The following is a 22,453-nucleotide window of genomic DNA, read 5'->3' on the forward strand; positions in this document are numbered from 1 at the left end:
GCAGCCCTCGATGGCCTGAGTCCAGTTCAATACAGGCTCAAGCACATCGGGGCTTAGTAACACGGCTGTCCAACTTCTTTGTGGCGGTTCAAAGCCGGGACCCATGCTGAGTGTGCGAAAACGCTGCTGGTGCGAGTTCCGAGGCTCGGCATGGGCCCCGGCTTGCGCCGGGGCGACGGTTTATGCGCTAACTCAGAACGCGTAGTTCGCGCGGGCGTACACGAAGCGCCCCGAGTGGCCGAACGGGCCGAAGTTCGCGAACGGCGTGTTGCCGGTCGTGTTCAGCGACGGCGGCAGCGTCTCAGGATAGGTGTCGAACAGGTTGTCCGCACCCAGCGCGAAGGTCAGCTGCTTCGATGCCGTGTAGCGCACTTCCGCATCCACCACGGTCTTGGGCGAGAGCAGGATGTCGAAGGCCGGCGTGGTGCCCGGCGACAGCACTTCGCCGTAGCGGGTCGCGCGCACCGTCGAAGCCCACGCACCGAGCTTCCAGTTCATGCTGGCCGTGATCTTGTTCTTCGGCTGGCCGCGTTCCAGCGTCAGCACGTTCACACGGTCAAACAGCGACGGCGCCGGGTTCAGCGCAGCCAGCTGGGCCGTGGTCATCACGCGGGTGACCTTGGTGTTGTTCACGTTGCCGGCCAGGGTGAAGTCGAAGTGGCCGGCGGTGCCGCCGTTGTACGGCGCGTTCAGCACCACGTCCAGGCCCTGGTTGCGGGTATCGGCGCCGTTGATGAAGAAGCGGCCGCCGCCCACGCCGATGAAGCCTTGCGAGGTGATGTAGTTGCGCACGTTGGCCTGGGTCAGGTTCTCGGACAGGATGATGCGGTCCTTGACCGTGATCCGGTAGGCGTCGATGGTGATCGAGACCGGGTCGAAGCGCAGCACCGCACCGATCGAGCCGTTCACCGATTTCTCGGCCTTGAGCGGCTTGGCGCCGAGCGCCACCGCGACCGGGTCGGTCGGCTTGAAGGTGGTGATCTCGAACGGCACGCCGTTGATGAAGTTGGTCGAGGTCGAGGTGAAATTCTGCTGCTGCGGCGACGGTGCGCGGAAGCCGTTCTGGACCGACCCGCGCAGCGCGAACGCTTTCGAGAAGTCATAGCGCGCCGACAGCTTGCCCGACAGGTTGTTGCCGAAGTCGGTGTAGTGCTCGCCGCGTACGGCGACCGATGCCAGCAATTCCTTGGTCAGGTTCGCTTCCAGGTCCACGAAGGCGCCGAGCGCGCTGCGGTGGGCGTTGGTGGCGTTGGCCGGACGGAAGCCCGGGAACACCTGCGAGCCCGGTGCGGCCGGGGTGCCGTTGGGCAGCACCACGCCGCCGTAGCGGTACGAGTCCGGCTCGCCGGCGTGCAGCTGGTAGCCTTCGCGGCGCGCCTCGGTGCCGATCGCGATGTTCAGCGGCGAAGCCAGGCCCGCCACGTCGGCGGTGCGCACGCCGGTCAGGTTGAACACGGTCTGGTCATAGGCAAAGCCGCCGGCGTCGAAGTCGGTCTTGCTGGACGGGCCGATCGAGGCGTTCAGGGTGTTCTGGATGTCGAACGTCATCTCGTTGCGGCCGTAGCCGAGCGAGGCGTCGATGTCCCACGCGCCCGAGGTCCAGGTGGCGCCGGCCAGGGCGCTGTAGTCCACCACTTGCGGGGCGATGATCGGCAGGAAGCCGTTCGGGTAGATCGACTGGATGTTGCGGCTGTCCTGCGGCGGGCGGAAGTAGCCGGCCGAACGGGCGTCGCGGTTCTGGTAGCTGGCCCAGCCGTACACCTTGACGTCGCCGTAGGTATTGCCGGCGTTGACGAACAGGGTGGACTGCTTCATCTCGGGGTCGCCGTACCAGGCGTTGAAGCGGTTGATGGTCAGCTCGCGCGGGTCATACGCGCCGTTGACCTTGGCGTACTGCTGGCGCATGTCGTAGCCGCTGCGCTCGGTGTGGGCCTGGTCCTTGTACTCGGCGGCCAGCACCACGTAGCCGGTGTCGCCCCATGCCAGGCCTTTCCAGGCGCTGACGGTGCCGGTCTGGCCGTCGGTGCGCTTGCGCGAGGACGGGCCGGCCCAGGTGCCGCCGGCCGGCGGGTTGTCGTTCTTCAGGTCGTATTCGGTGATGCGGGCGCCATAGGTGATGGTGCCTTCGCCGCCGGTGCGGTCGGTGCGCAGGCGGATGTTGACCACGCCGGCGATCGCGTCCGAACCGTATTGGGCGGCCGCGCCGTCGCGCAGGACTTCGATGTTCTTGACGATCGCGGTCGGGATCGTGTTCAGGTCCACCGCCGCCGAACCGCGGCCGATCGAGCCGTTCAGGTTCACCAGCGACGAGGCGTGGCGGCGCTTGGAGTTGACCAGCACCAGCGACTGGTCCGGGGCCATGCCGCGCAGGGTGGCCGGGCGGATGGTGTCGGTGCCATCGGTCAGCGCCGGGCGCGGGAAGTTCAGCGACGGCAGGGCCACCGACAGCGCCTGGTTCAGCTCGGTCGAGCCGGCGTTCTTCAGGCTGTCGGCGCCGATGATATCCACCGGCGCGGCGGTATCGAGGGCGGTACGGTTGGCGACGCGGGTGCCGGTCACGACCACGACATTGTTCGAGTCGGTGGCGGCCGCTTCCTGTGCCCAGGCGGCGTCACCGGCGAACAGCGCGGCGATGGCCAGGGCGAGTACTTGTTTTTCCGTTGCGAGTCTTCTCTTCTGCATGCTTTTTTCCCCATTGTTATCTGTCTCGCGCGTTTGGCTTTTCAAATGCGCAACATTGATACTCGGGTGCACTGCAGAAGATGTCAATCTGAAACTAAATGCTGAGTGGGTATTAACAACAGATGGTGCCGCGATGGTGCGCAAATGCACCGTTTTAGTGCGGTTTTTGGGCTGCTCAGGTGCAGGCTGAACGCGTGGGCAGAATCTGCCCACCCTACCACCGTCGCCGTAGGGTGGGCAGGTTTCCTGCCCACGCGTTCAAGCGACATCAGCCTTGCCGCGCAGCCTTGCGATCAGACGTACCACAACGAGCACCACCGCCCCGGTGACGACGCCAGCCACCGCATCGACCAGGCTGGGCGTGACCGCGGCCAGCACCGGGCCGGCGCCGGGTACGGTGCGCACCGCGGCGCCCGCGCCCTCGGCCAGGTGGTGCAGCGGCGGGATGGAATGGCCGAGAATGCCGCCGCCGACCATGAACATGGCGACCGTGCCGATCACCGACAGCGCCTTCATCAGCCGTGGCGCGGCCGCCAGCAGCATGCGCCCGGCGCCTTGCGCGAGCGCGCCGGCACGCCGGCTCAGGTACAGGCCGGCGTCATCGAGCTTGACGATGCCGGCCACCAGGCCGTACACGCCCACCGTCATGAGCACCGCCACGCCGGCCAGCACCGCCACCTGCTGCGCGAACGGCGCGCCCGAGACGGTGCCTAACGCAATGACGATGATCTCGGCCGACAGGATGAAGTCGGTGCGGATCGCGCCGCGGATCTTGTCCTTTTCCAGCGCTACCAGGTCGGTGTCGCTGACCACCGCAGCGGCCAGTTCCGCTTCGTGGGCGCGATCCTCGTCCGCGCTGTGCAAATACTTGTGGGCCAGCTTCTCGAAGCCTTCGAAGCACAGGTAGGCGCCGCCCACCATCAGCAGCGGGGTGATCGCCGCCGGCACAAAGGCCGAGATCGCCAGGGCAGCCGGCACCAGGATCGCCTTGTTGCGCAGCGACCCCACGCCCACCGCCCACACCACCGGCAGCTCGCGGTCGGCGTTCACCCCCGACACCTGCTGCGCGTTGAGCGCCAGATCGTCGCCCAGCACGCCCGCGGTTTTCTTGGCAGCGACCTTGCTCATCAGCGCCACGTCGTCCAGCACGCTCGCGATATCGTCGATCAGGGCCAGCAAACTGCCTGCAGCCATTCCCTACTCCTATTGTGGCAATTGCGTCATCTTAACTGACGGCGCCGGTATGCACGCTTGGGCCCGTTTTTTTGCATTTCAGGCCGCGATTTTTGCAACTCGTCGCGTGCCGCTGCCTTTTGGCGGGGTGGATATGTACAGTGCAATCTCCAGCGCTGCCGTGGAGCAGCATTGAATGAATCGAAGGAGATGTCATGAACGCAGACCAGCCAATCGCCGCCGTCCCGACCCGCCGTTCGCGCCCGCCCAAGCGCAAGACGCGCATCACGATCTACCTGGACGACGAAGTGCTCAAGGAATTTCGCGAGCTGTCCGAACGCTGCGGCACCGGCTACCAGACCCTGATCAATGCCGCCTTGCGCAGTGGCCTGGCCGCCCCGGCCGCGCCGCTGGCGCTGGCGTGCCGCGCGTAAAGCACGGCTGAAACGTCGCGATCCCGTCACAGCAAGGGTTCCTTCGGTGCAAGGGCTCCGTAGAAAAGATTACATTAAGAAATATTTGTGCTAATCTGCGGGCTCTTTTAACCCCGGAGGGACTTATGAAAAAAGGCGAACTGATCGCAGAATTTGCGAAACGTACTGAGATGTCCGGCGCCGCTGCCAACAGCGCGGTCAACACCGTCATCGAGATCATCACCGAGCGCCTGAAAAAGGGCGAGACCGTCGGCATCACCGGCTTCGGCACTTTCTCGGTCAGCAAGCGCGCTGCCCGCAAAGGCCGCAACCCGTCGACCGGCGAAGTGATCAAGATCGCTGCATCGAAGACCCCGAAATTCGCTGCCGGCGCGACCCTGAAGGCCGCCGTCAATCCGAAGAAGAAGTAATCTCTCCTTCGCGGCATGGCACGCAGCCCGGCACCGCCGGTTGCTGCGGGCCGGCTGTCCTGCTGTTCCCCCCTCGCTTTTCCCCGCCTTAGCAATGAGTTTCACCACCTGGATTGCGTTTGTCATCGCCGGCACCCTGATTGCCATTTCCCCTGGTTCGGGCGCAGTGCTGTCGATGTCGCATGGTCTTGCCTACGGCGTGAAGAAAGCCAGCGGCACCGTGCTCGGCCTGCAGCTCGGGCTGCTCCTGGTGTTCGCGATCGCCGGGGCCGGCGTCGGCTCGCTGCTGCTGGCGTCGAGCCTGGCGTTTGCGGTGGTTAAGACCGTCGGCGCGCTGTACCTGATCTACCTGGGGCTGTCGCAGTGGCGTTCCAAAGCCGAGGCCAGCGCCGTGTCCACAGAGGGCCTGTCGGCCCATCCATCGTTCGGCAAGCGGGTGCTGGCCGGCTTTTTGACAAACGCCACCAATCCCAAGGGCATCATCTTCATGGTGGCCGTGCTGCCGGGCTTTATCGAAAAGGATGCGCCGCTGCTGCTGCAGCTCGTGATCCTGGGCTTGACCATGGTGACGATCGATACCATCGTGATGCATGGCTATGCCTTCCTGGCTTCGTCGATGCAGCGCTACTTCCGCGATCCGCGCATGGTCAAGATGCAGAACCGCTTCTTCGGCGGCGTGCTGATGGTGGTGGGCGCCCTGCTGTTCTTCGTCAAGCGCGGGCACGCCGCGTGAGTCTTGCCGGCCTGTTGTGGTAACAGGTCAGATGCAACTTTCTGTAACCCACGTTGTCCGCCGCGCGGAGCGTGCGTTGTAATCAGTGTGCAGTCGTTCGTCCTTTCCTTGCGGAGCTGATGTGATGCGTAACCGATTACTGAACACCATGATGCTGCTGGCCTTTGCCGCCGCGTCCACCCAGGCGCTGGCGGATGACCCGCCGGCGGTCGTCGGCCGTGTCGCGCTCGCGCAGGGCCAGGTCACTGTCGGCGGCGACGGCATCGAGACCACCACCGCCCAGGTCAACTGGCCGGTCACCTCCAACGAGATGATCACCACGGCGCGCGGCGCGCGCACCGAACTGCAGGTGGGCTCGACCTTCATCCGGCTGGACGGCGACTCGTCGCTCGAGGTGATCGCGCTGGACGACGACAACCTGCGCCTGCGCCTGCACTACGGCAGCGCCAGCATCCGCATCGTCAACCCCGACGTGCTGGGCGGCTTCGAGCTGACCACGCCCGAAGGCCGGGTGCGCATGCAGGAACCGGGCCGGCTGCGGGTGGACGCCGAGCGCGTGGCCGACACCAGCAGCGTGACCGTGTTCGAGGGCGCCGCGCGGGTGGAAGGCGGCGGCGCCAGCCTGACCCTGCGCGCCGGCAAGCGCGCCGAGCTGCAGGACGACGACGTGCGCACGTTCGTCGCCACCCGCGACGCATTTGACGACTGGGCGCAGGACCGCGACCGCTACGCCCAGGCACCGGCCGCCACGCGCTACGTGACCACCGAGATGACCGGCTACTCCGACCTGGACCGCTACGGCCGCTGGCAGATGAGCACCGAATACGGCCCGCTGTGGATCCCGACCGTGGTGGCGCCGGGCTGGGCGCCGTACAGCGACGGCAGCTGGGTCTGGATGGACCAGTGGGGCTGGACCTGGGTGGACAACGCACCGTGGGGCTACGCGCCCTTCCACTACGGGCGCTGGGTGGTGGTGAACAACCGCTGGTGCTGGGCGCCGGGACACCGCGAACACCGGCCGGTGTGGGCGCCGGCGCTGGTCGGCTGGGTCGGCGGCTCGAACTGGAACCTGCGCTTCACCGACCGCCACCAGGCGCTGCCTGCGCGCGGCTGGTACCCGCTGTCGCCGCACGAGCGCTTCGTGCCGGGCTTCCGTGCGCCGCAAGAGCACCTGCGCCGCTGGAACAGCGATGTGCGCCCCGATTTTCGCCATCGCGCGCCCGAGCCGCGCGGCATCACCGTGGTGCCGCAGGACCAGTTTGCGCACCGTGGCCGCGTGCCGGTGACGCAGGCGCCGCATGCGGCCGTGCCGCGCCAGGCGCTGCAGGCTGTGCCGGGCGCCGCACCGCCGCCGCCGCCCCAGGGCCGGCGCGAGCGCGACGCGCGTGGCGAGGAACGCCGCGCCGACGAACGACCCGGCGAGCGTGGCCCGGGCGGCCGCTTCGACCGCGACCGGTTCGAGCGCGACCGCTTCGAGCGCCGCGGCGACGAACGCGCTCGCCGCGAGGCGCCACCGCCGGTGCTCTCGACCCAGCCCAACCCGGTCATCCCCGAGCATCGCCAGCCGCCGCAGCCGGTGACGGTGCTGTCGGCCCCGCCCGTGCTGAATGGGCCGCAGCCGCAGCGGCCGGTGATTCCGGAACACCGCCAGCCGCCGCAGCCGGTGGCCGCGATGTCGGCGCCGCCGGTGATCCAGCCGGGCCAGCCGATCCAGACGCAGCAGCCGGTGATTCCCGAACATCGCCCGCCGCCGCAGCCGGTGACCGTGTTGTCGGCGCCGCCGGTGCTGCCGGGCCAGCAACAGGCGCAGCCGCTGCCGCCGTCGCGCCTGCAGTGGCGCCACGAGAAGATGGACACAGGCGACGAGCCGCGCCGCGAGCGGGCTCTGCCGCTTTCCCCCGGCCCGGTTCCCGCCGGCGTTGCGCCGCCGCAGGCAGCCATGCCGGCGCCGCCGGAGCGGCCGCACCGCGGCCAGTTCGAGCGGCGCGAGATGCCGCCGCCCGTGCACCAGGCACCGCCAGCGGCACCCGCGCAGGCCGCCCCGCCGCCGGTGGCGCACCAGTTCCAGCCGCCGCCTTCGCCGCCGCCGGTGATGCGCCAGATGCCGCCGCCGCCGTCGCCGGCAATGCAGGCGCCGCCCGCACCGCGTCCGGCACCCGCTGCCGCCCCCGTGCCCCAGCGCGCGCGCGAAGACAACGCCCGGCAGCAGGAGCGTTGACGCGGCTATCCCGCCTATCCGCAATCCAGCCACCGGAAAATGCATTCCGTCACATTCCGATGGCTGGCGGCGGGACCGACCGGTACAGTTCCAGCATCGGGTCAGCGCCTGCGGGCGCTGCCTTTTTGGCACCAGCGGCGCAAGGCGCCCCGTGCCGCAGGGATTCCCGGTACCGATTTTGTCCCGCTATTTCTCTCTACGATGGGAATAGTTTAGGCCGGCCTTGAGCCGGCCGTTTTTTTGCGCCCTCCGCGTTACGTGTTGAATGTAACCCGTCGTTCCCGCGGAGGCGGGAACCCATGCTGAGTGCGCATCTACCCGGCTTTTTCGGGAGCCGCGTGTGCGCGGGAACGACGTCGGACAAAGCATTTTTTTGGGGCCGTCGTTCCGGCGAACGCCGGAACCCATAACCCGGATGCACGACCGCGCAGCTTCCGCTCAGCCGCGCGCGCTTGGCATGGGTCCCGGCCTTCGCCGGGACGACGGCGCCCATCTTGCGCCACCGGGGTTTGCCCCCACATTGGCTACAATGCGCTTTTGAACTGGAACACACATGGACCCGAACGAATCCCTCATCGAATACCCGAGCGACTTCCCGATCAAGGTGATGGGGGCCACGCACGAGGAGTTTGCCGCCACCATCACCAGCGTGCTGGTCGAGCTCGACCCGACTTTCCACTCTGGCAAGATGACGGTGCGCCCCTCGGCCAAGGGCAACTACACCGGCCTGACCGTGATCGTGCGCGCCACCAGCCGCGAGCAGCTCGACGACATCTACCGCGCGCTGTCCGGCCATCCGATGGTCAAGGTGGTGCTGTAAAAACTGGCTGCCTTCAAGGCGCGGCCGTGGGCGCTGGCTTATAATGACGGGGCTGTTCACCAATCCCGACCGATTTTCCATGCACCCGACCCGCCCCGCCAGGCCGATCATTCGCGAGCTTGGCCGCGCCGATTACGAGCCGATCTTCGCCGCGATGCGCGCGTTCACCGACGCGCGTACGCCCGATTCGGCGGACGAATTGTGGATCGTCGAGCACCCGCCGGTGTACACGCTGGGCCTGGGCGCGGACCGCGCGCACATCCTGGCCCCGCACGAGATCCCGGTGGTGCAGACCGACCGCGGCGGCGAAGTCACCTACCACGGCCCCGGCCAGGTGGTGATCTACCTGCTGATGGACCTGCGGCGCCAGAAGCCGGCCGGCAAGCTGTACGCGCGCCAGTTCGTCAATCGCATCGAGCAAGCCGTGATCGATGTGCTGGCGGCGTATAATCTGGAAGGCGAACGCATCGCCGGTGCGCCCGGCATCTACATCGCGCAAGGGCCCCGCAAGGGCGCCAAGATCGCCGCGCTTGGCCTCAAGGTGCGTGGCAACGGCTGCACCTACCACGGCGTGTCGCTGAATGTCGCGATGGACCTGACCCCCTTCTCGTGGATCAACCCGTGCGGTTACTCGGGCCTGGCCACGGTCGACATGCGCACGATGGGCGTGGAGGCGCCGCTGGCCGACGTCCAGCACGCGCTCGCGCAGGCGCTGGTGCGCCACCTGGCTGCGGAACCCCAGCCAGCACCCAACAACCCGATTGACAGCCTCACAAGGGCATGAGCCTCATGACTTCCGACACCGATACCGGCACCGCACCCGTCTACAACCCGAGCGAAAAGCAGAAGGGCGCCAGCAAGACCTCGCGCATCCCGATCAAGATCGTGCCGGTAGAGGATACCGAGCGCCTGAGGAAGCCGGACTGGATCCGCGTGAAGGCGGCCACGCACTCGTCGCGCTTCTACGAGATCAAGGACATCCTGCGCGCCAACAAGCTGGTGACGGTGTGCGAGGAAGCGAGCTGCCCGAACATCGGCGAGTGCTTCGGCAAGGGCACCGCGACCTTCATGATCATGGGCGACAAGTGCACCCGCCGCTGCCCGTTCTGCGACGTGGGCCACGGCCGCCCCGACCCGCTGGACGAAAACGAGCCGGGCAACCTGGCCAAGACCATCGCCGACCTGCGCCTGTCGTACGTGGTGATCACCTCGGTGGACCGCGACGACCTGCGTGACGGCGGCGCCGGCCACTTCGTCAACTGCATCACCAAGACGCGCGAGCTGTCGCCGCGCACCAAAATCGAGGTGCTGGTGCCGGACTTCCGCGGCCGCCTGGAAAAAGCGCTGAACATCTTCGCCGACGGCTTGCCGGACGTGATGAATCACAACCTGGAAACCGTGCCGCGCCTGTACAAGGAAGCGCGCCCGGGCGCCGACTACCACCACTCGCTGCAGCTGCTGCGCGACTTCAAGAAGATGTACCCGTCGGCCGTGACCAAGTCGGGCCTGATGGTGGGCCTGGGCGAAACCGACGAGGAGATCCTCGAGGTGATGCGCGACATGCGCGCGCACGACATCGACATGCTGACCATCGGCCAGTACCTGGCGCCGTCGAACTCGCACCTGCCGGTGCGCCGCTACGTGCACCCGGACACCTTCAAGATGTTCGAGGAAAAGGCCTACGAAATGGGCTTCGTGCACGCCGCCGTGGGCGCGATGGTGCGCTCGTCGTACCATGCGGACCAGCAGGCGCACAACGCCGGTGTCGAAGGCGTGAACGACTAAAAATCAGCAGGAAAATCGGAGTCCGGCACGGCGGCCGATTTTTCTAAACTGGTTTCGAAACAATACCTTACCGTCGAACATCGCCTTTCCGTAGGATGGGAATTGCGAGTCGACTAGTTTGGCGATGTCGCGTTCCCGAACCCGACGTTTCGATGAGTGCAGCCCTCGGTGCAGCTGTCCCGTTCTCTTCTGGCTACAGTCGTAACTCTCATGCCCATGTCGGGATCGAGGGCGCGTAAAGCAGTGGGCCGCAGCGCCCAACCACGTAGTCTAGTCCCGCGTGCCGCCTGATTCGGGAACGTTTCAGGCCGTATTTGATCTGCGCTGGATCAATACCTGAGCCGCTCAAAAGCAACATTCTTCCAAGAAACCGAAGTAACGGGTCGCGGGGAGGAACGCTATGAGCGGTGGCGCAGAGCGGGTGTCGGCTTTTGAAGTCCGTCCGGCGGCCGTGTTGCGGTGGCCACTCGCATTCATCGTCGTACTCGGCTCGGTCCTGCTCATCGGCACGGCCAGCGCCCAAAGCTGCAGCCCAGCCCCTGGAGGCGAGCCGAATAGCTGTTCGCTCAATTCAGTGGCGAGCCTGGGCGCAAGCAGCGGTACGAACCTCGGTGCGGGGAATCCCATTAACGTCGTCACCGGTAACAAGTACCAGCGCGAGGACGATATGCCCGCGCTTCCCGGCATTCTCGGCCTCGAGATCATCCGCCACTACAACAGTGCTTACAGCGCGCCGGCAAACTGGAATGGGTTGATCGGGCGGGGATGGCGCCTATCATATGAGACGGAGCTTGTTGACAGATACGGCGTGATCCAGGTGCTGCAAGCCGATGGAGGCCGCGCGATCTTCGGCAGGGATCCCAAGCATCCCAGTTTGTGCAGCAGCTCCAACCCTGCAAACGGGATCATGCGACTCAACACGCAGGCGAATGGCAAGCTCTCATACACATGGACATGGCCGAACGGGCGGTCGTTCCGTTTCAACCATGCAGGCAAGCTTGAACGGATCTCCGCACCGAGCGGCGAAGTTGTCCAACTCATCTACGATAGCGCCAACCTACTGGTACGTGTGATCGATCCGCAGGGTCGCACTCTTCGCTTAGTTTATTCCAACCGAAGGGACGCTGAACACTTTCATGGCGTCCGGTACATCGACAGCCCGGTTGGCCGGTTCGAGTATGAATACGGCAGCGAGTTGCCGAAAGGCAGCAAGTTGGACCCGCGCGCCCTGCTGGCAAACCTTGTCCGCGTAAGACTGCCAAGTGGCTTGCCGGATACAGGACCGACATCGGGTGCCAGGCGAGCGACAGACAGTAGCATTACCCGCATCTACCATCACGAGAATCCGGCGATCCCGTGGCTACTCACGGGCATCAGCATCGAAACGGTCGGCAGCGATGGCAGGCCAATGAGAAGACGCTATGCCACCTATGGCTACGACGTCAACGGCCGAGCGAACCTCAGCACCCACGCCGGCAATGCGGGACGCGTCGAGCTCAGCACCGTCGAACCCGGCAAGACGGTCCTGACGAACAGCCTGGGTCAGAAGACGACCTACCTGTACGCGACGATTGCGGGCGAACATCGCCTGCTCGAAGTGCGTGGGGCAGGATGCGTCGCCTGCGGCGAGACCAACGTGCGGTATGGCTACAATCAGCGCGGCCAACTGATCGAAACGACGAAATTGTCGGAGGATGGGGCGCCGTTGGCGATGCGCCGGGTGGAGCGCGACTCGCTCGGTCGCGTCGCGGCGATCAGCGAGATCCTGTACTGGAACGGAAAAGCCGGGACGCCAAGGCTGCAAGTGCGCTTCGGATACGACGGCGCCAAGCTTGCGCCGGTCCTAATTGCGCGTCCCAGCGTGGTGCAAGGCAAGGAAGCGGTAACTCGGGTCACCTACAACGAGGCTGGTCAGCCGCTGAGTGTCGAAGAAAGCGGCTGGGTGCCTGGATTCGACGGCACGCAGCCAACGAGGATAGAACGTACCACGAGCTTTGGCTACACCAACATCAACGGTCGCAGTCTGCTTGCCCGGATCGACGGCCCGCTTCGAAACGGTCCAAGCAATAGCCCGCGCGATTCGGACATCACGGTGTTCGAATATGATCACGGTGCCGCGAACGCGAGCGCGATGCCGAACAGTGCCGCCGGCACGGCCGGGCTGTCTATCTACGACGAAAGCCAAAACCGGCATGGCATCCTGACTCGGATGATCGCGCCCGGCGGGCGCGTTACTGCCATCCTCAAGCACGACGACGCGGGCAGGCCGAGCCGCATCAGCACGCCAAGCGGTGTCGAGGTTGGATTTGCTTTCGATCGGCTCGGGCACCTCGTGCTGCGGCGGACCGGTAACGTTAGCGAACACTTGTCGTACAACGAGCTCGGCCAGCTAGCGAGCGTCAGGCAAGCGACCGGGCAGGTTGCGTACTACGCCTATGACGGCGATGGCCGTGTCAGCGAAATTTTCGACGCGCAGAACAACCGGATCCGGATCAACCGAAATACCGAGGGCCAGCTGCTCTCGCGTGAATTGCTCAACCCGGACGGCAGCATCGCGCAGCGGTCTGATCTTTCGCGACTTTTGACGGCTCCCGAGACGCACGCCGATTTCGAGCAAGGTAAGGCGGGGCTGAGCGAGCCGGACCTGATGCAGATTGCCTCTGGCTTGCCCGAAGCGTTTCTCATGCCCGTCCGCGTTACGAGGTTTGCCGATCAAGAAAATCGCCAGCCGGCGCGGTTCACGGACGCGCGCGGCATCGAGAGCGAACACTGCTTCGACGATTTCAGACGCCTGGTCAGGGTCAGTAGCGCCGACGCCGGAGAGACGCTGTTCCGCTACGACGCCGCCGACCATTTGACCGGCAAGACGACCGGCTACGGCACCTCGGACGCGGTCACGGTGGAATACCGGTACGACCTGGCAGGCCGGGTGATCGAACAGGTCGCGCCCGAAGGGAAGACCATGATCCGCTACGGCAAGTCTGGTCGTCCTGTACGCATCGTATTCCCAGCGGGGGAGGAACGTTATGAATACGATGACGCTGCGCGCCTCATCGCCCATACACGGATCATCGACGGTCACAGTTTTACGACAGGTTACGCATACGACGAACGGGGCCAGCTCAGCAGGAAAATGCTGCCGGATGGTCAGGTTCTGCTCTACCGCTATAACGGTACCATGCACCCAAAGGCTGGACTGCTGGCCGGAATCGCGCGCCAGGATCTCTTCGGCAGGACCGTACTGCTCGATGGATTGAACGACGCCGACGACGGATTTGTCAGGCAGCGCTACCAGCTCGCCAACGGCGTTTCCTACATTCGTGAGCTGGACCAGCATGGGGACATCACGCGCATTGGCAGTCCTGGGGTCTGGGAAGAACAGCAACGGCGGGACGCTCTCGGTCAGCTAAGGCTGCGCAGCGCGTCCGGTATGACGACCGCATATGCCTACGATTCATTTGGCCGGTTTGTGGGCGCCGAGACCGCCGGAGCTCCTGACAGCAAGCGTGGGTACGCCTACGACATGGGCGGCAACGTGCTGGCACGCCTTGCGGGGACGATGCTGACGAGGTACCGGTTTGCGCCTACCAATAACCACATCATCCGGTCGGAGGTGGGTGAGCGCAACGTGCCGTACTTCTACAACGGTGCTGGGAGTGTGGAACGTGCTGGTGCCATGTCGTACCGCTGGGACAGCCAGCAGCGCCTCATCAAGGTCGAGCGCGATGGCAAGCCGGTCGCAGAATACGCGTACAACCCGTTTGGCGAACGAATCAAGAAAGTCGTCTACGCCAACGACCGGTGGTCGGTCACCTACTTTTTCTACGATGGGAATCAGCTGGTGGCGGAGGCCGAGCCGAACGCGGGCAGCCTGATCCTCACGCGCCAGTATGTCTGGCTTGAGGATCTGGCAGGATCGAGGCCGATCGCCATGTTGCAGGCAAAAAGCAGCGCGTCCCTGCCGGTGATGGCGCTCGCGGCGCTTCCGGGCGGGGCGGCCCGCCAGGCGCGCCGCAACGACGTCTTCGTAATCGTCGCAGACCACACCGGCGCCCCTCGCGCCGTGGTGGGTGAAGGGCGGCGCATCGTCTGGCGCGCGGATGTGCTGGGCTACGGCGAGGCGAGCCCGGCGCCGGGCAATCTGCTGACACTGAACCTACGCGGCTCGAACCAGTATTTTGACGAAGAGACGGGGCTGCACTATAACGCGCGGCGCTACCTCGATGCGGCGAGCGGGCGCTACCTGAGCGCAGATCCGCTCGGCTTGCTTGGCGGCGCCAATCCGTACGCGTTCGGCGACAACAATCCGGTCGACCGGATTGACCCATTGGGCCTGCAGGCGAAACCGGCCGGCCCGGTCAGCAGCTGGGTATTCCAGGACAAGCTCAAGTACGTGGTCGAGCGCGTCGCGGACAAGTACCCGGGCGAGCTGGGTGATGCGCTTAAAGAAATGGTCAGTCCGGCCGCGTTGGCGACGACTGCTGGCATCTTCACACTTTGGGCCGGTGCCCAATTCACACCATACGGATGGCTTGCCGACATCGTCATGGCCTTCACTGGCGTTGGCTTCATGGGTAAGGCGGCATGGGATGTCATCTCGGGGCTTTACGATTCGGGATCGCTCATCGTCAATGCCAAGTGCGAAGGCGATCTACAACGGGCGGGGGATATACTGGCGAAGGATCTCGGCAAGGCGGTTGTGGCAGCTGGGGCGGGAGCCGCCGCCGGTGGCGCTCCGAAGATTGCAAAGCTGATCAGGCGCGTCTTCAAGGACAGTGCGGCGGCGCAAAAAGCAGCGACAGCGGCGGCGATTACTGAATCTTGGTTTGGAAAGTTTAAGCCGGGCAGATCGCGTAGTGGCAGCGTAGCAAACAAAGAACAGTTGGCGCTCCACCCGGACGACTATTCACCATGGGCAGAGGCACTGCTGGTGATTGACATGTGGCTCGAACCTGGAACGAAGATATACATGATAAATCTAAAAGACGCTACTCGGCCGGGTGGATGGGCGACCCCGGAACGGTTTACGAGTTTGGCCGAGGCGAGGAAAAAACTAGCTTTGCTTGAGGAATTCAAGGAGCCAGGAAGCAACTGTTGTGTCATTCAAGAATACACAGTTAAGGCTCCGATACCGATCCGTAAAGGTTTCGCCGGGGCGCTCACTTCCCGTAAGCCCCCATATGATAGTTACCCGGGCGGTGCTGAACAGTATCAGCTTTTGTTAGATAAAGGTCTGAATTGGCGTGATTTTTTAGAGCCCACTCCTAACCCCATCCAACTATGAGCGATTTTCACGATGCAGTCTACGTCAGCCGCGATGGTTTTTCCGCTCCAGTGGACCCATCGGCTACCGATAACCCATATTTTGGGCATTCGAACTTGGCAAAATCTGTACTAATGGGAGACCTCGGCACGATTCAGTGGCGAACGAAATCTCAGGGAACGAAGGAGCTCCATTTCAAGTCACCCGTGATTGCGGCGATTGACCCATCCTCAGATTTGCTCATCGTTATCCTTGCTTATGGCGATACCCAATTTCGTCGCCCGGCGAATGCGGCCGCTTTTCGAGCTAACGGCGACTTAGATCATGTGATTACTCCGCCTGCGGCCGTTGAACAAGTGGTCGAGCAACTCCCAGGACAAGCACCGAGGACGATCCGCTATCCAGTTGAAGCAATGGCGGAGGTGCTCTTGAAGAACGGCCGTTCATTGATTGGCCTGGAATTCAGATACGAGTGGGTTGAGCGCAGATACTACGATCCAATTAGGCAACAATGGCTAGAACGTGATCAAATTTACCGTCGATAGATCCCGATGAACTGACACACCGGATGCTTCGTGCCCAAACGGCTGTGGGCCAATCGGCAACTCGCTCGAGCGCAGCGCTCACTACAATATCATGAACATTCACGGTCTTTACTACTTCAACGCGAAAGGCGAAGTCGGCTACTTCGATACACCAGACGATCCATATTTCCTCGGCCCGAACAAGTCAGCACTGGCGTTGTCGTTATTTAATACTAACCGTGGCGTTGGTTGGTACTTCTTCAGGCACCAAGGTGATGAGGGCGAAGTAAAAATAGCGTTCGACAAAGGCTGTCGCGCAATCTATGACGCTACACGGACCCGTGTCGTTGCGGTCGGCCGACAGGAGCCATTAATAGTTTGGCTTACCAATGCGGCCGTCTTCGCGGAAGATGGGAAGCTCGACCACGTCATCGATCTGCCGAATTATGTCGAACATAGCTTCGACGGGAAAATGACAGAGCAGTACCCCGCAGAGGGCTTCGCGTTTGTGGAATCTAGAAAAGGAAAGATTGCACTAGGAGTGTATTTTTGTTTTCAATGGGTTCAGACTCGCTTGTATGATCCTTTTGCTAGGCAATGGGGAGAGGTTATCGGCGTCGGGCGAAGTTGAGCTGGTAATTTACCCCGAGTGTCTGGGCGTCACGGCCCACATGTAATGAGTAGATTTTCCAATCTTCGCTACGTAAACGTATCCGGGACGGCAGCGCCTGTCGACGTGTCGCACCCCGATAATCCGTTAACTGGCCAGACTGCTAGAGCTCGTGCTGTCAGTGATGCCCGCGATCGCGCAATAAAGTGGGAGTACGCGGGGTCCAGCCACGAGTTCCGTCCCAAATATGGGTGGGCCGCACTAGATCCGACGACCGATCTGCTTGTAGTTGTCGTTGGATCTGCGGACATGAGTTGCCCGGACAATGCAGTGGTTCTCAATCCGGACGGGACAACGGACCATCAAATAGAATCGCCAGCATGGGTCGAGCTTACAGGAGGTGGGAACCCGCCCGAGCGTTACCCTGTGGAACGGATGTCTGATGTGTACGTCGATGAAAGTCAGCAGGTGGTGATTGGTCTAAATTATGCCAATGAATGGGTGGAGCGCCGAATTTATAAGGTTGCAGAAAGAACGTGGGGGCCGCGTTTCGCTGTGTATCGCAGATGAGATCGTGACAGTGCGGTTAATAATTTCACTGGCTTGAACTTGTCTCAAGAATTAACCATTTTTGTCTCACTAAATTCTAGTCAAATATGCGTCAAAGAGGTTCGGTTGTCTCGTTATCTTCTGACCGTTCACAGTCGAAGGCGCCTGAGCCGGCGATCTTGCATGAACAACCGGGACCCGGGTACTACCCAGGTCCCGGTTTTTTATTGCCCGGCATTCCGAGTGCATAGGGGAAACTTTTCGAGAGAATTCTGACAATGCGGCGGGCTAGAATCGTGTTCACTTCTTGAACGCGGACCTGCCGATGCCCCGACACTTCCTCCGTCGCCTTGCCCTCACCGTTACCTTGCTTGCCGCCACGCTGCCCGCGCTCGCGGCGGTCGATCTGTCGGCGCCGATTCCGGTCGGCCCCCAGGTCAAGGTGGGCAAGCTGCCCAACGGCCTGACCTACTACATCCACAAAAACAACATGCCGGCGCAGCGGCTCGAGCTGCGCCTGGTGGTGAAGGCCGGTTCGGTGCTGGAAGACGACGACCAGCGCGGCCTGGCCCACTTCGTCGAGCACATGGCGTTCAATGGCTCGACCCATTTCAAGCGGCAGGAACTGGTGACCTACATGCAGGCGATCGGCGTGAAGATGGGGGCCGACCTGAACGCCTACACCTCGTTCGACGAGACCGTGTACATCCTGCCCATTCCCACCGACCGCAAGGACAACGTGGACAAGGGCTTTGCCGTGCTCGAGGATTGGGCGCACGGCCTGACGCTGAACGAGGCCGACATCGACAAGGAGCGCGACATCGTGCTCGAGGAGCTGCGCCTGCACAAGGGCGCGGGCGAGCGCCTGAACAAGGTGGTCATGCCCAAGCTGTTCAACGGCTCGAAGTACGCCGAGCGCCTGCCGATCGGCAAGGAGGAGGTGCTGCGCAACTTTAAGCCGGACACCTTGCGCCGCTTTTACCGCGACTGGTATCGGCCGGACCTGATGGCGGTGGTCGTGGTCGGCGACATCGAGCCGTCCGAAGCCGAGAAGCAGATTCGCGCGCACTTTGCCGGGCTCAGCAACCCGGTACCGGAACGCAAGCGTGACTATCCGGACATTTCCTCTCGTCTGGATACCGAGGCGCTGGTCGTGACCGACAAGGAGGCGCGCGGCAATGCCGTGTTCCTGCGCTATCCGGTCAGCCCCGCCCCCGCGCGCCTGACCTATGGCGGCTACCGCGAAAAGAAAATCGAATCGCTGTTCAGCATGATGCTGAACCTGCGCCTTCTGGACCTGATCACGCAGCCGGATGCCCCATTCCTGGGGGGCAGTACGGGCATCACTCGCTTTACTCCGCGATACCAAGCCTACTACGCCATTGCTGCAGTCGGTCCCCGCGGGGCCGAACCGGCCATTGCCGCACTGGTGCAGGAAAACATGCGTGCGCGTAAGTTCGGTTTCTCGGAAGCCGAGCTTGAGCGTGCACGCAAGAACATGCTCCGTTCCTACGAACGCGGGTACAACGAGCGCAACACCACCAACTCAGCCAGCTACGTTGGCGAATACCTGCGCAATTTCCTGGCAGACGAGACGCTGCCGGGGACCGAGGCTGAATACCGCCTGGTCCAGGAGTTCCTGCCGGGCATCACGCTGGAAGAAGTCAACGCCTTCGCGCGCAAGACCATTCCCGCAGACTCGGGCAAGCTGGTGGTGTACTCGGGCGTCGAGCGTGCCGACACGCCCGCTCCAGCCCACGAAGCGCTGCTGGCCGCGGCGCGCATGGCCGAGCAGGCGGACATCGGCCAGCGCACCGACAAGGCATTGGCGGCGCGGCTGATGGAGCACCCGCCCGCGCCTGGCAACATCGTCGAGGAATCGGAAGACAAGGCGCTGGGGCTGACGCGCCTGACGCTGTCCAATGGTGTGAAGGTGATCCTCAAGCCGACCGACTTCCACCGCGACCAGGTGATGTTGAGCGGCGCCCGTTTCGGCGGCCAGATGCTGTTCGACGAAAAGGATATTCCGAACACGCGTTACGCCAGCCAAGTGGCGGCAAACATGGGGCTGAAGGACTTTTCGCCTGCGGACATGGGCAAGATCTTGGCCGGCAAGTCGGCCTCGGCAAGTACGTTGCTGGCCGGTTATACCGATGAAGTCCGTGGCAACTCGGGTGCCGACATCGAGGAGATCGAGGCCATGCTGCAAGTGCTGTGGCTGCGCTTCGATGGCGTGCGCCGTGACGAGACGCTGTACAAGGCCTACATGGATTCGCAAAAGGAAATGCTGCGTAACCGCCAGGCCCAGCCGGAGGCGCGGTTCCGCGACGCGATCGTCGATACACTGTACAACAAGAACCCGTACGAGCCGCGCGAACTGACCCTCGACGATGCGGCCAGGGTGAGCCTGGACCGCAGCATCGAGATCTACCGGCAGCGCTTTTCCAGCGCCAAGGGCATGACGTTCGTCCTTGTCGGCAGTTTCGATGTCGCCAAGCTCAAGCCGCTGCTGGCGACCTATCTGGCGACATTGCCGACCTCTGAGCTGACGGTCGCTTACCGCGATGTCGGCCTGCGCCCCGTGACCGGCGTGGTCAAGAAGGAAGTGCTGGGCGGAGTCGAGCAGAAGAGCATCTTGTCCGTGACCTTTACCGGCCCGGCCGCCTGGTCCGAGCAGGAAAGCTTGCGCATGGCGGCACTCATGGAGGTGATGAACCTGCGCCTGTACGAGGTACTGCGCACCAACCTCGGTCTCATCTACGGGGCGCAAATATCGGGTGCCGTGCGCAAGATCCCGTACGAGCACTATGTGATCAGCGGCTTGATCCCGACCGGCCCCGAGAAAATGGACAAGGTGGTCGCTGCGCTGTTCGAGCAGATCGAACGGCTCAAGACGGCCGGCCCCGACGAGGCGGAACTGGCGAAGGTGAAGACCAACTGGCGCCAGCGCAACCAGCGTTCGCTGCGCGAAAACGTCTACTGGATGCAGCGCTTGCAGGCGTCTGTGCTCGACGGCACCGATCCCGACCGGATCCTCAAGGTGATGGACGATGTGGATGCGATGACGGCGGCTGACATCCGCGCCGCCGCGCAGCGCTACTTCAAGGTGGACAACTACGTGCAGGTGGTGCTCAACCCCGAGCGGCCTGCCACCGTGGCCGCGGCCGCAAGCCAGGCGGGGAACTAGCGAACCCGCGCCCGCCCGGGCTGGACAGGCCAGCCCGGGGGAGCTTAGCGGCCGTCGTTACCATTGTTGGTCGAGGTGCCGGTGGTCGTGCCGGTGCCGGTGGTGCCGGTGCCCGAGCTGGTATTGCTATTGCCGGTGGTGCCGCCCGAGGTGGTTACGCCGGTGGCCGTCGAGGATGCGCCGCTGTCCATCGACGAGCCGGAACTCGTTCCGCTGCTCATCGACGAGCCGCTGCTGCGGCCGTTGTAGGTGTCCGTCGAGCTGCACGCTGCGAGTGCGAACGCCATCAGGCTGCCCAGCAGCAAAGTTTGATAGGGCTTCATCGGTATTCCTCCTTCTGTTTTTGGGAATTCCACATACTGCGAGCGGAAGCGGGCGCTCGAAATAGGAAGAGTTCGCCAATGACCGTAGGAGTAACCCCACAGTCTGACGGCAAGATGCGTTGCAGACACGCCTGCTGCTCTTCGGTTCCGCTTGACGCTTGGTTATAATCGAGGGTTCTTTCCTCAAGCACCCTCGCGTCATGACGACCGCTCCCGAACTCCTTTTGCCCGCCGGCTCGCTGGCGAAGATGCACGCCGCCTTCGATTTTGGCGCCGACGCCGTGTACGCCGGCCAGCCGCGTTACAGCCTGCGCGTGCGCAACAACGATTTTTCGACCCATGCCGCGCTCAAGCAGGGCATCGACCAGGCCCACGCGCGCGGCAAGAAGTTCTTTGTCGCCAGCAACATCTTCGCGCACAACGCCAAGCTGAAGACCTACCTGAAGGACATGGAGCCGGTGATCGAGATGAAGCCGGATGCGCTGATCATGGCCGACCCCGGCCTGATCATGATGGTGCGCGACAAGTGGCCGGAGGTGCCGATCCACCTGTCGGTGCAGGCCAACGCGGTCAACTGGGCGGACGTGAAGTTCTGGCACCGCCAGGGCCTGACCCGCGTGATCCTGTCGCGCGAGCTGTCGCTGGACGAGGTCGAGGAGATCAAGCAGCGCTGTCCGGAAATGGAGATCGAGGTGTTCGTGCATGGCGCGCTGTGCATCGCCTACTCCGGGCGCTGCCTGCTGTCGGGCTATTTCAACCACCGCGACGCCAACCAGGGCACCTGCACCAACTCCTGCCGCTGGGACTACAAGGTCCAGAATGCGGAAGAAGACGCGACCGGCGACATCGCCCGCATCGCACCCGAATCGATCAGCTTCAACTACCGTCAGGCGCTGGAGCAGGCCGAGCAGCAATCGTTCTCGTCGCTGGGCGAGATGCCGCGCCACCCGCTGGCCGAGCGCGTGTACCTGATCGAGGAATCCGAGCGTCCCGGCGAGCTGATGCCGGTGATGGAAGACGAGCACGGCACCTACATCATGAATTCGAAGGACCTGCGCGCGGTGGAGCACGTGGAGCGGCTGGTGAAGATCGGCGTCGATTCGCTCAAGGTCGAGGGCCGCACCAAGTCGCTGTATTACGTGGCGCGCACCGCGCAGGTGTACCGGCAGGCGATCGACGACGCGGTGGCGGGACGGCCGTTCAACATCGACCTGCTGGGGCAGCTGCAGGGGCTGGCGAACCGCGGCTACACGGACGGGTTCTACCAGCGCCACCACACGCAGGACCACCAGAACTACATGCGCGGCGCGTCGGAGGCGAACCGCAGCCAGTACGTGGGCGACGTGCAGGCGGTCGAGGGCGGCTGGGCGACGGTCGAGGTGAAGAACCGCTTCGCGGTGGGTGACCGGATCGAGGTGATCCACCCGTCCGGCAATGCCGAGGTGAAGCTGGAGCGCATGCTGGACGTGGAAGGCAAGCCGATCGAGGTGGCGCCGGGTAGCGGGCACCTGGTGCGCATTGAGCTGGATGGCAAGTTCGACAAGGCCTTGCTCGCCCGCTTCCTGTAATCCGCTGCCCCCGCACGTCGTCCCGGCGAAGGCCGGGACCCATGCTGAGCTAGCAGGCCTGCGGCGTCACGTTTCGACAACTCAAGCTGTCTATGGGTCCCCGCCTGCGCGGGGACGACGTGCGAGAGTAACCGACTTCGGTCACCGTTCACACCCGCACAGAACACCCCCTCC

At 63.7% G+C, this 22,453-nt stretch carries 15 protein-coding genes; 12 read left to right on the forward strand and 3 right to left on the reverse strand.

Features of this window, described 5'->3' with window-relative positions; genetic code table 11:
* Positions 1–192: 192 nt before the first annotated feature.
* On the reverse strand, positions 193–2,682 hold the full coding sequence (locus NX773_RS18320) for a TonB-dependent receptor plug domain-containing protein (protein WP_258857739.1): 2,490 nt from the start codon (positions 2,680–2,682) through the stop codon (positions 193–195).
* Between the two features lie 258 nt (positions 2,683–2,940).
* On the reverse strand, positions 2,941–3,876 hold the full coding sequence (locus tag NX773_RS18325) for a DUF808 domain-containing protein (RefSeq protein WP_258857740.1): 936 nt from the start codon (positions 3,874–3,876) through the stop codon (positions 2,941–2,943).
* A 194-nt stretch (positions 3,877–4,070) separates the two neighbouring features.
* Between NX773_RS18325 and NX773_RS18330 the strand changes: the two genes are divergently transcribed.
* The 11 genes from NX773_RS18330 (at position 4,071) to NX773_RS18380 (ending at position 20,388) form a co-directional block, all read left to right on the forward strand.
* Positions 4,071–4,289: a BrnA antitoxin family protein gene (locus NX773_RS18330; RefSeq protein ID WP_258824092.1), complete on the forward strand. Its 219-nt coding sequence runs from the start codon at positions 4,071–4,073 to the stop codon at positions 4,287–4,289.
* 125 nt (positions 4,290–4,414) lie between these two features.
* Complete coding sequence (locus NX773_RS18335; protein ID WP_258824093.1) at positions 4,415–4,699, forward strand: HU family DNA-binding protein; 285 nt, start codon at positions 4,415–4,417, stop codon at positions 4,697–4,699.
* Positions 4,700–4,793: 94 nt separating this feature from the next.
* Positions 4,794–5,432, forward strand: coding sequence for a LysE family transporter (locus NX773_RS18340; RefSeq protein WP_258857741.1), 639 nt, complete (start codon positions 4,794–4,796; stop codon positions 5,430–5,432).
* 124 nt (positions 5,433–5,556) lie between these two features.
* Positions 5,557–7,650, forward strand: coding sequence for a DUF6600 domain-containing protein (locus NX773_RS18345; protein WP_258857742.1), 2,094 nt, complete (start codon positions 5,557–5,559; stop codon positions 7,648–7,650).
* A gap of 553 nt (positions 7,651–8,203) precedes the next feature.
* Positions 8,204–8,470, forward strand: coding sequence for a DUF493 family protein (locus tag NX773_RS18350; protein ID WP_258824096.1), 267 nt, complete (start codon positions 8,204–8,206; stop codon positions 8,468–8,470).
* Between the two features lie 79 nt (positions 8,471–8,549).
* Positions 8,550–9,254: a lipoyl(octanoyl) transferase LipB gene (lipB, locus tag NX773_RS18355; RefSeq protein WP_258857977.1), complete on the forward strand. Its 705-nt coding sequence runs from the start codon at positions 8,550–8,552 to the stop codon at positions 9,252–9,254.
* A gap of 5 nt (positions 9,255–9,259) precedes the next feature.
* A complete protein-coding gene (lipA, locus tag NX773_RS18360) occupies positions 9,260–10,255 on the forward strand; it encodes a lipoyl synthase (RefSeq protein ID WP_258857743.1) in 996 nt (331 codons plus the stop codon).
* Between the two features lie 400 nt (positions 10,256–10,655).
* Positions 10,656–15,539: an RHS repeat-associated core domain-containing protein gene (locus NX773_RS18365; RefSeq protein ID WP_258857744.1), complete on the forward strand. Its 4,884-nt coding sequence runs from the start codon at positions 10,656–10,658 to the stop codon at positions 15,537–15,539.
* Positions 15,536–16,063, forward strand: a complete 528-nt coding sequence (locus NX773_RS18370; RefSeq protein ID WP_258857745.1) for a hypothetical protein — start codon at positions 15,536–15,538, stop codon at positions 16,061–16,063. Before NX773_RS18365 ends, NX773_RS18370 begins: the two co-directional genes overlap by 4 nt.
* A gap of 91 nt (positions 16,064–16,154) precedes the next feature.
* On the forward strand, positions 16,155–16,673 hold the full coding sequence (locus tag NX773_RS18375; RefSeq protein ID WP_258857746.1) for a hypothetical protein: 519 nt from the start codon (positions 16,155–16,157) through the stop codon (positions 16,671–16,673).
* Positions 16,674–17,526: 853 nt separating this feature from the next.
* Positions 17,527–20,388: a M16 family metallopeptidase gene (locus NX773_RS18380; protein ID WP_258857747.1), complete on the forward strand. Its 2,862-nt coding sequence runs from the start codon at positions 17,527–17,529 to the stop codon at positions 20,386–20,388.
* Positions 20,389–20,432: 44 nt separating this feature from the next.
* Here the strand turns inward: NX773_RS18380 and NX773_RS18385 are convergent, their stop codons facing one another.
* Positions 20,433–20,711, reverse strand: coding sequence for a hypothetical protein (locus NX773_RS18385; protein ID WP_258857748.1), 279 nt, complete (start codon positions 20,709–20,711; stop codon positions 20,433–20,435).
* A gap of 200 nt (positions 20,712–20,911) precedes the next feature.
* On the opposite strand from NX773_RS18385, the gene trhP reads away from it, so the two are divergent.
* Positions 20,912–22,279, forward strand: a complete 1,368-nt coding sequence (trhP, locus tag NX773_RS18390; protein ID WP_258857749.1) for a prephenate-dependent tRNA uridine(34) hydroxylase TrhP — start codon at positions 20,912–20,914, stop codon at positions 22,277–22,279.
* The last annotated feature ends 174 nt before the right edge of the window (positions 22,280–22,453 follow it).

Origin of the sequence: Massilia solisilvae (assembly GCF_024753215.1) — a bacterium.
Lineage (GTDB): Bacteria > Pseudomonadota > Gammaproteobacteria > Burkholderiales > Burkholderiaceae_D > Telluria > Telluria solisilvae.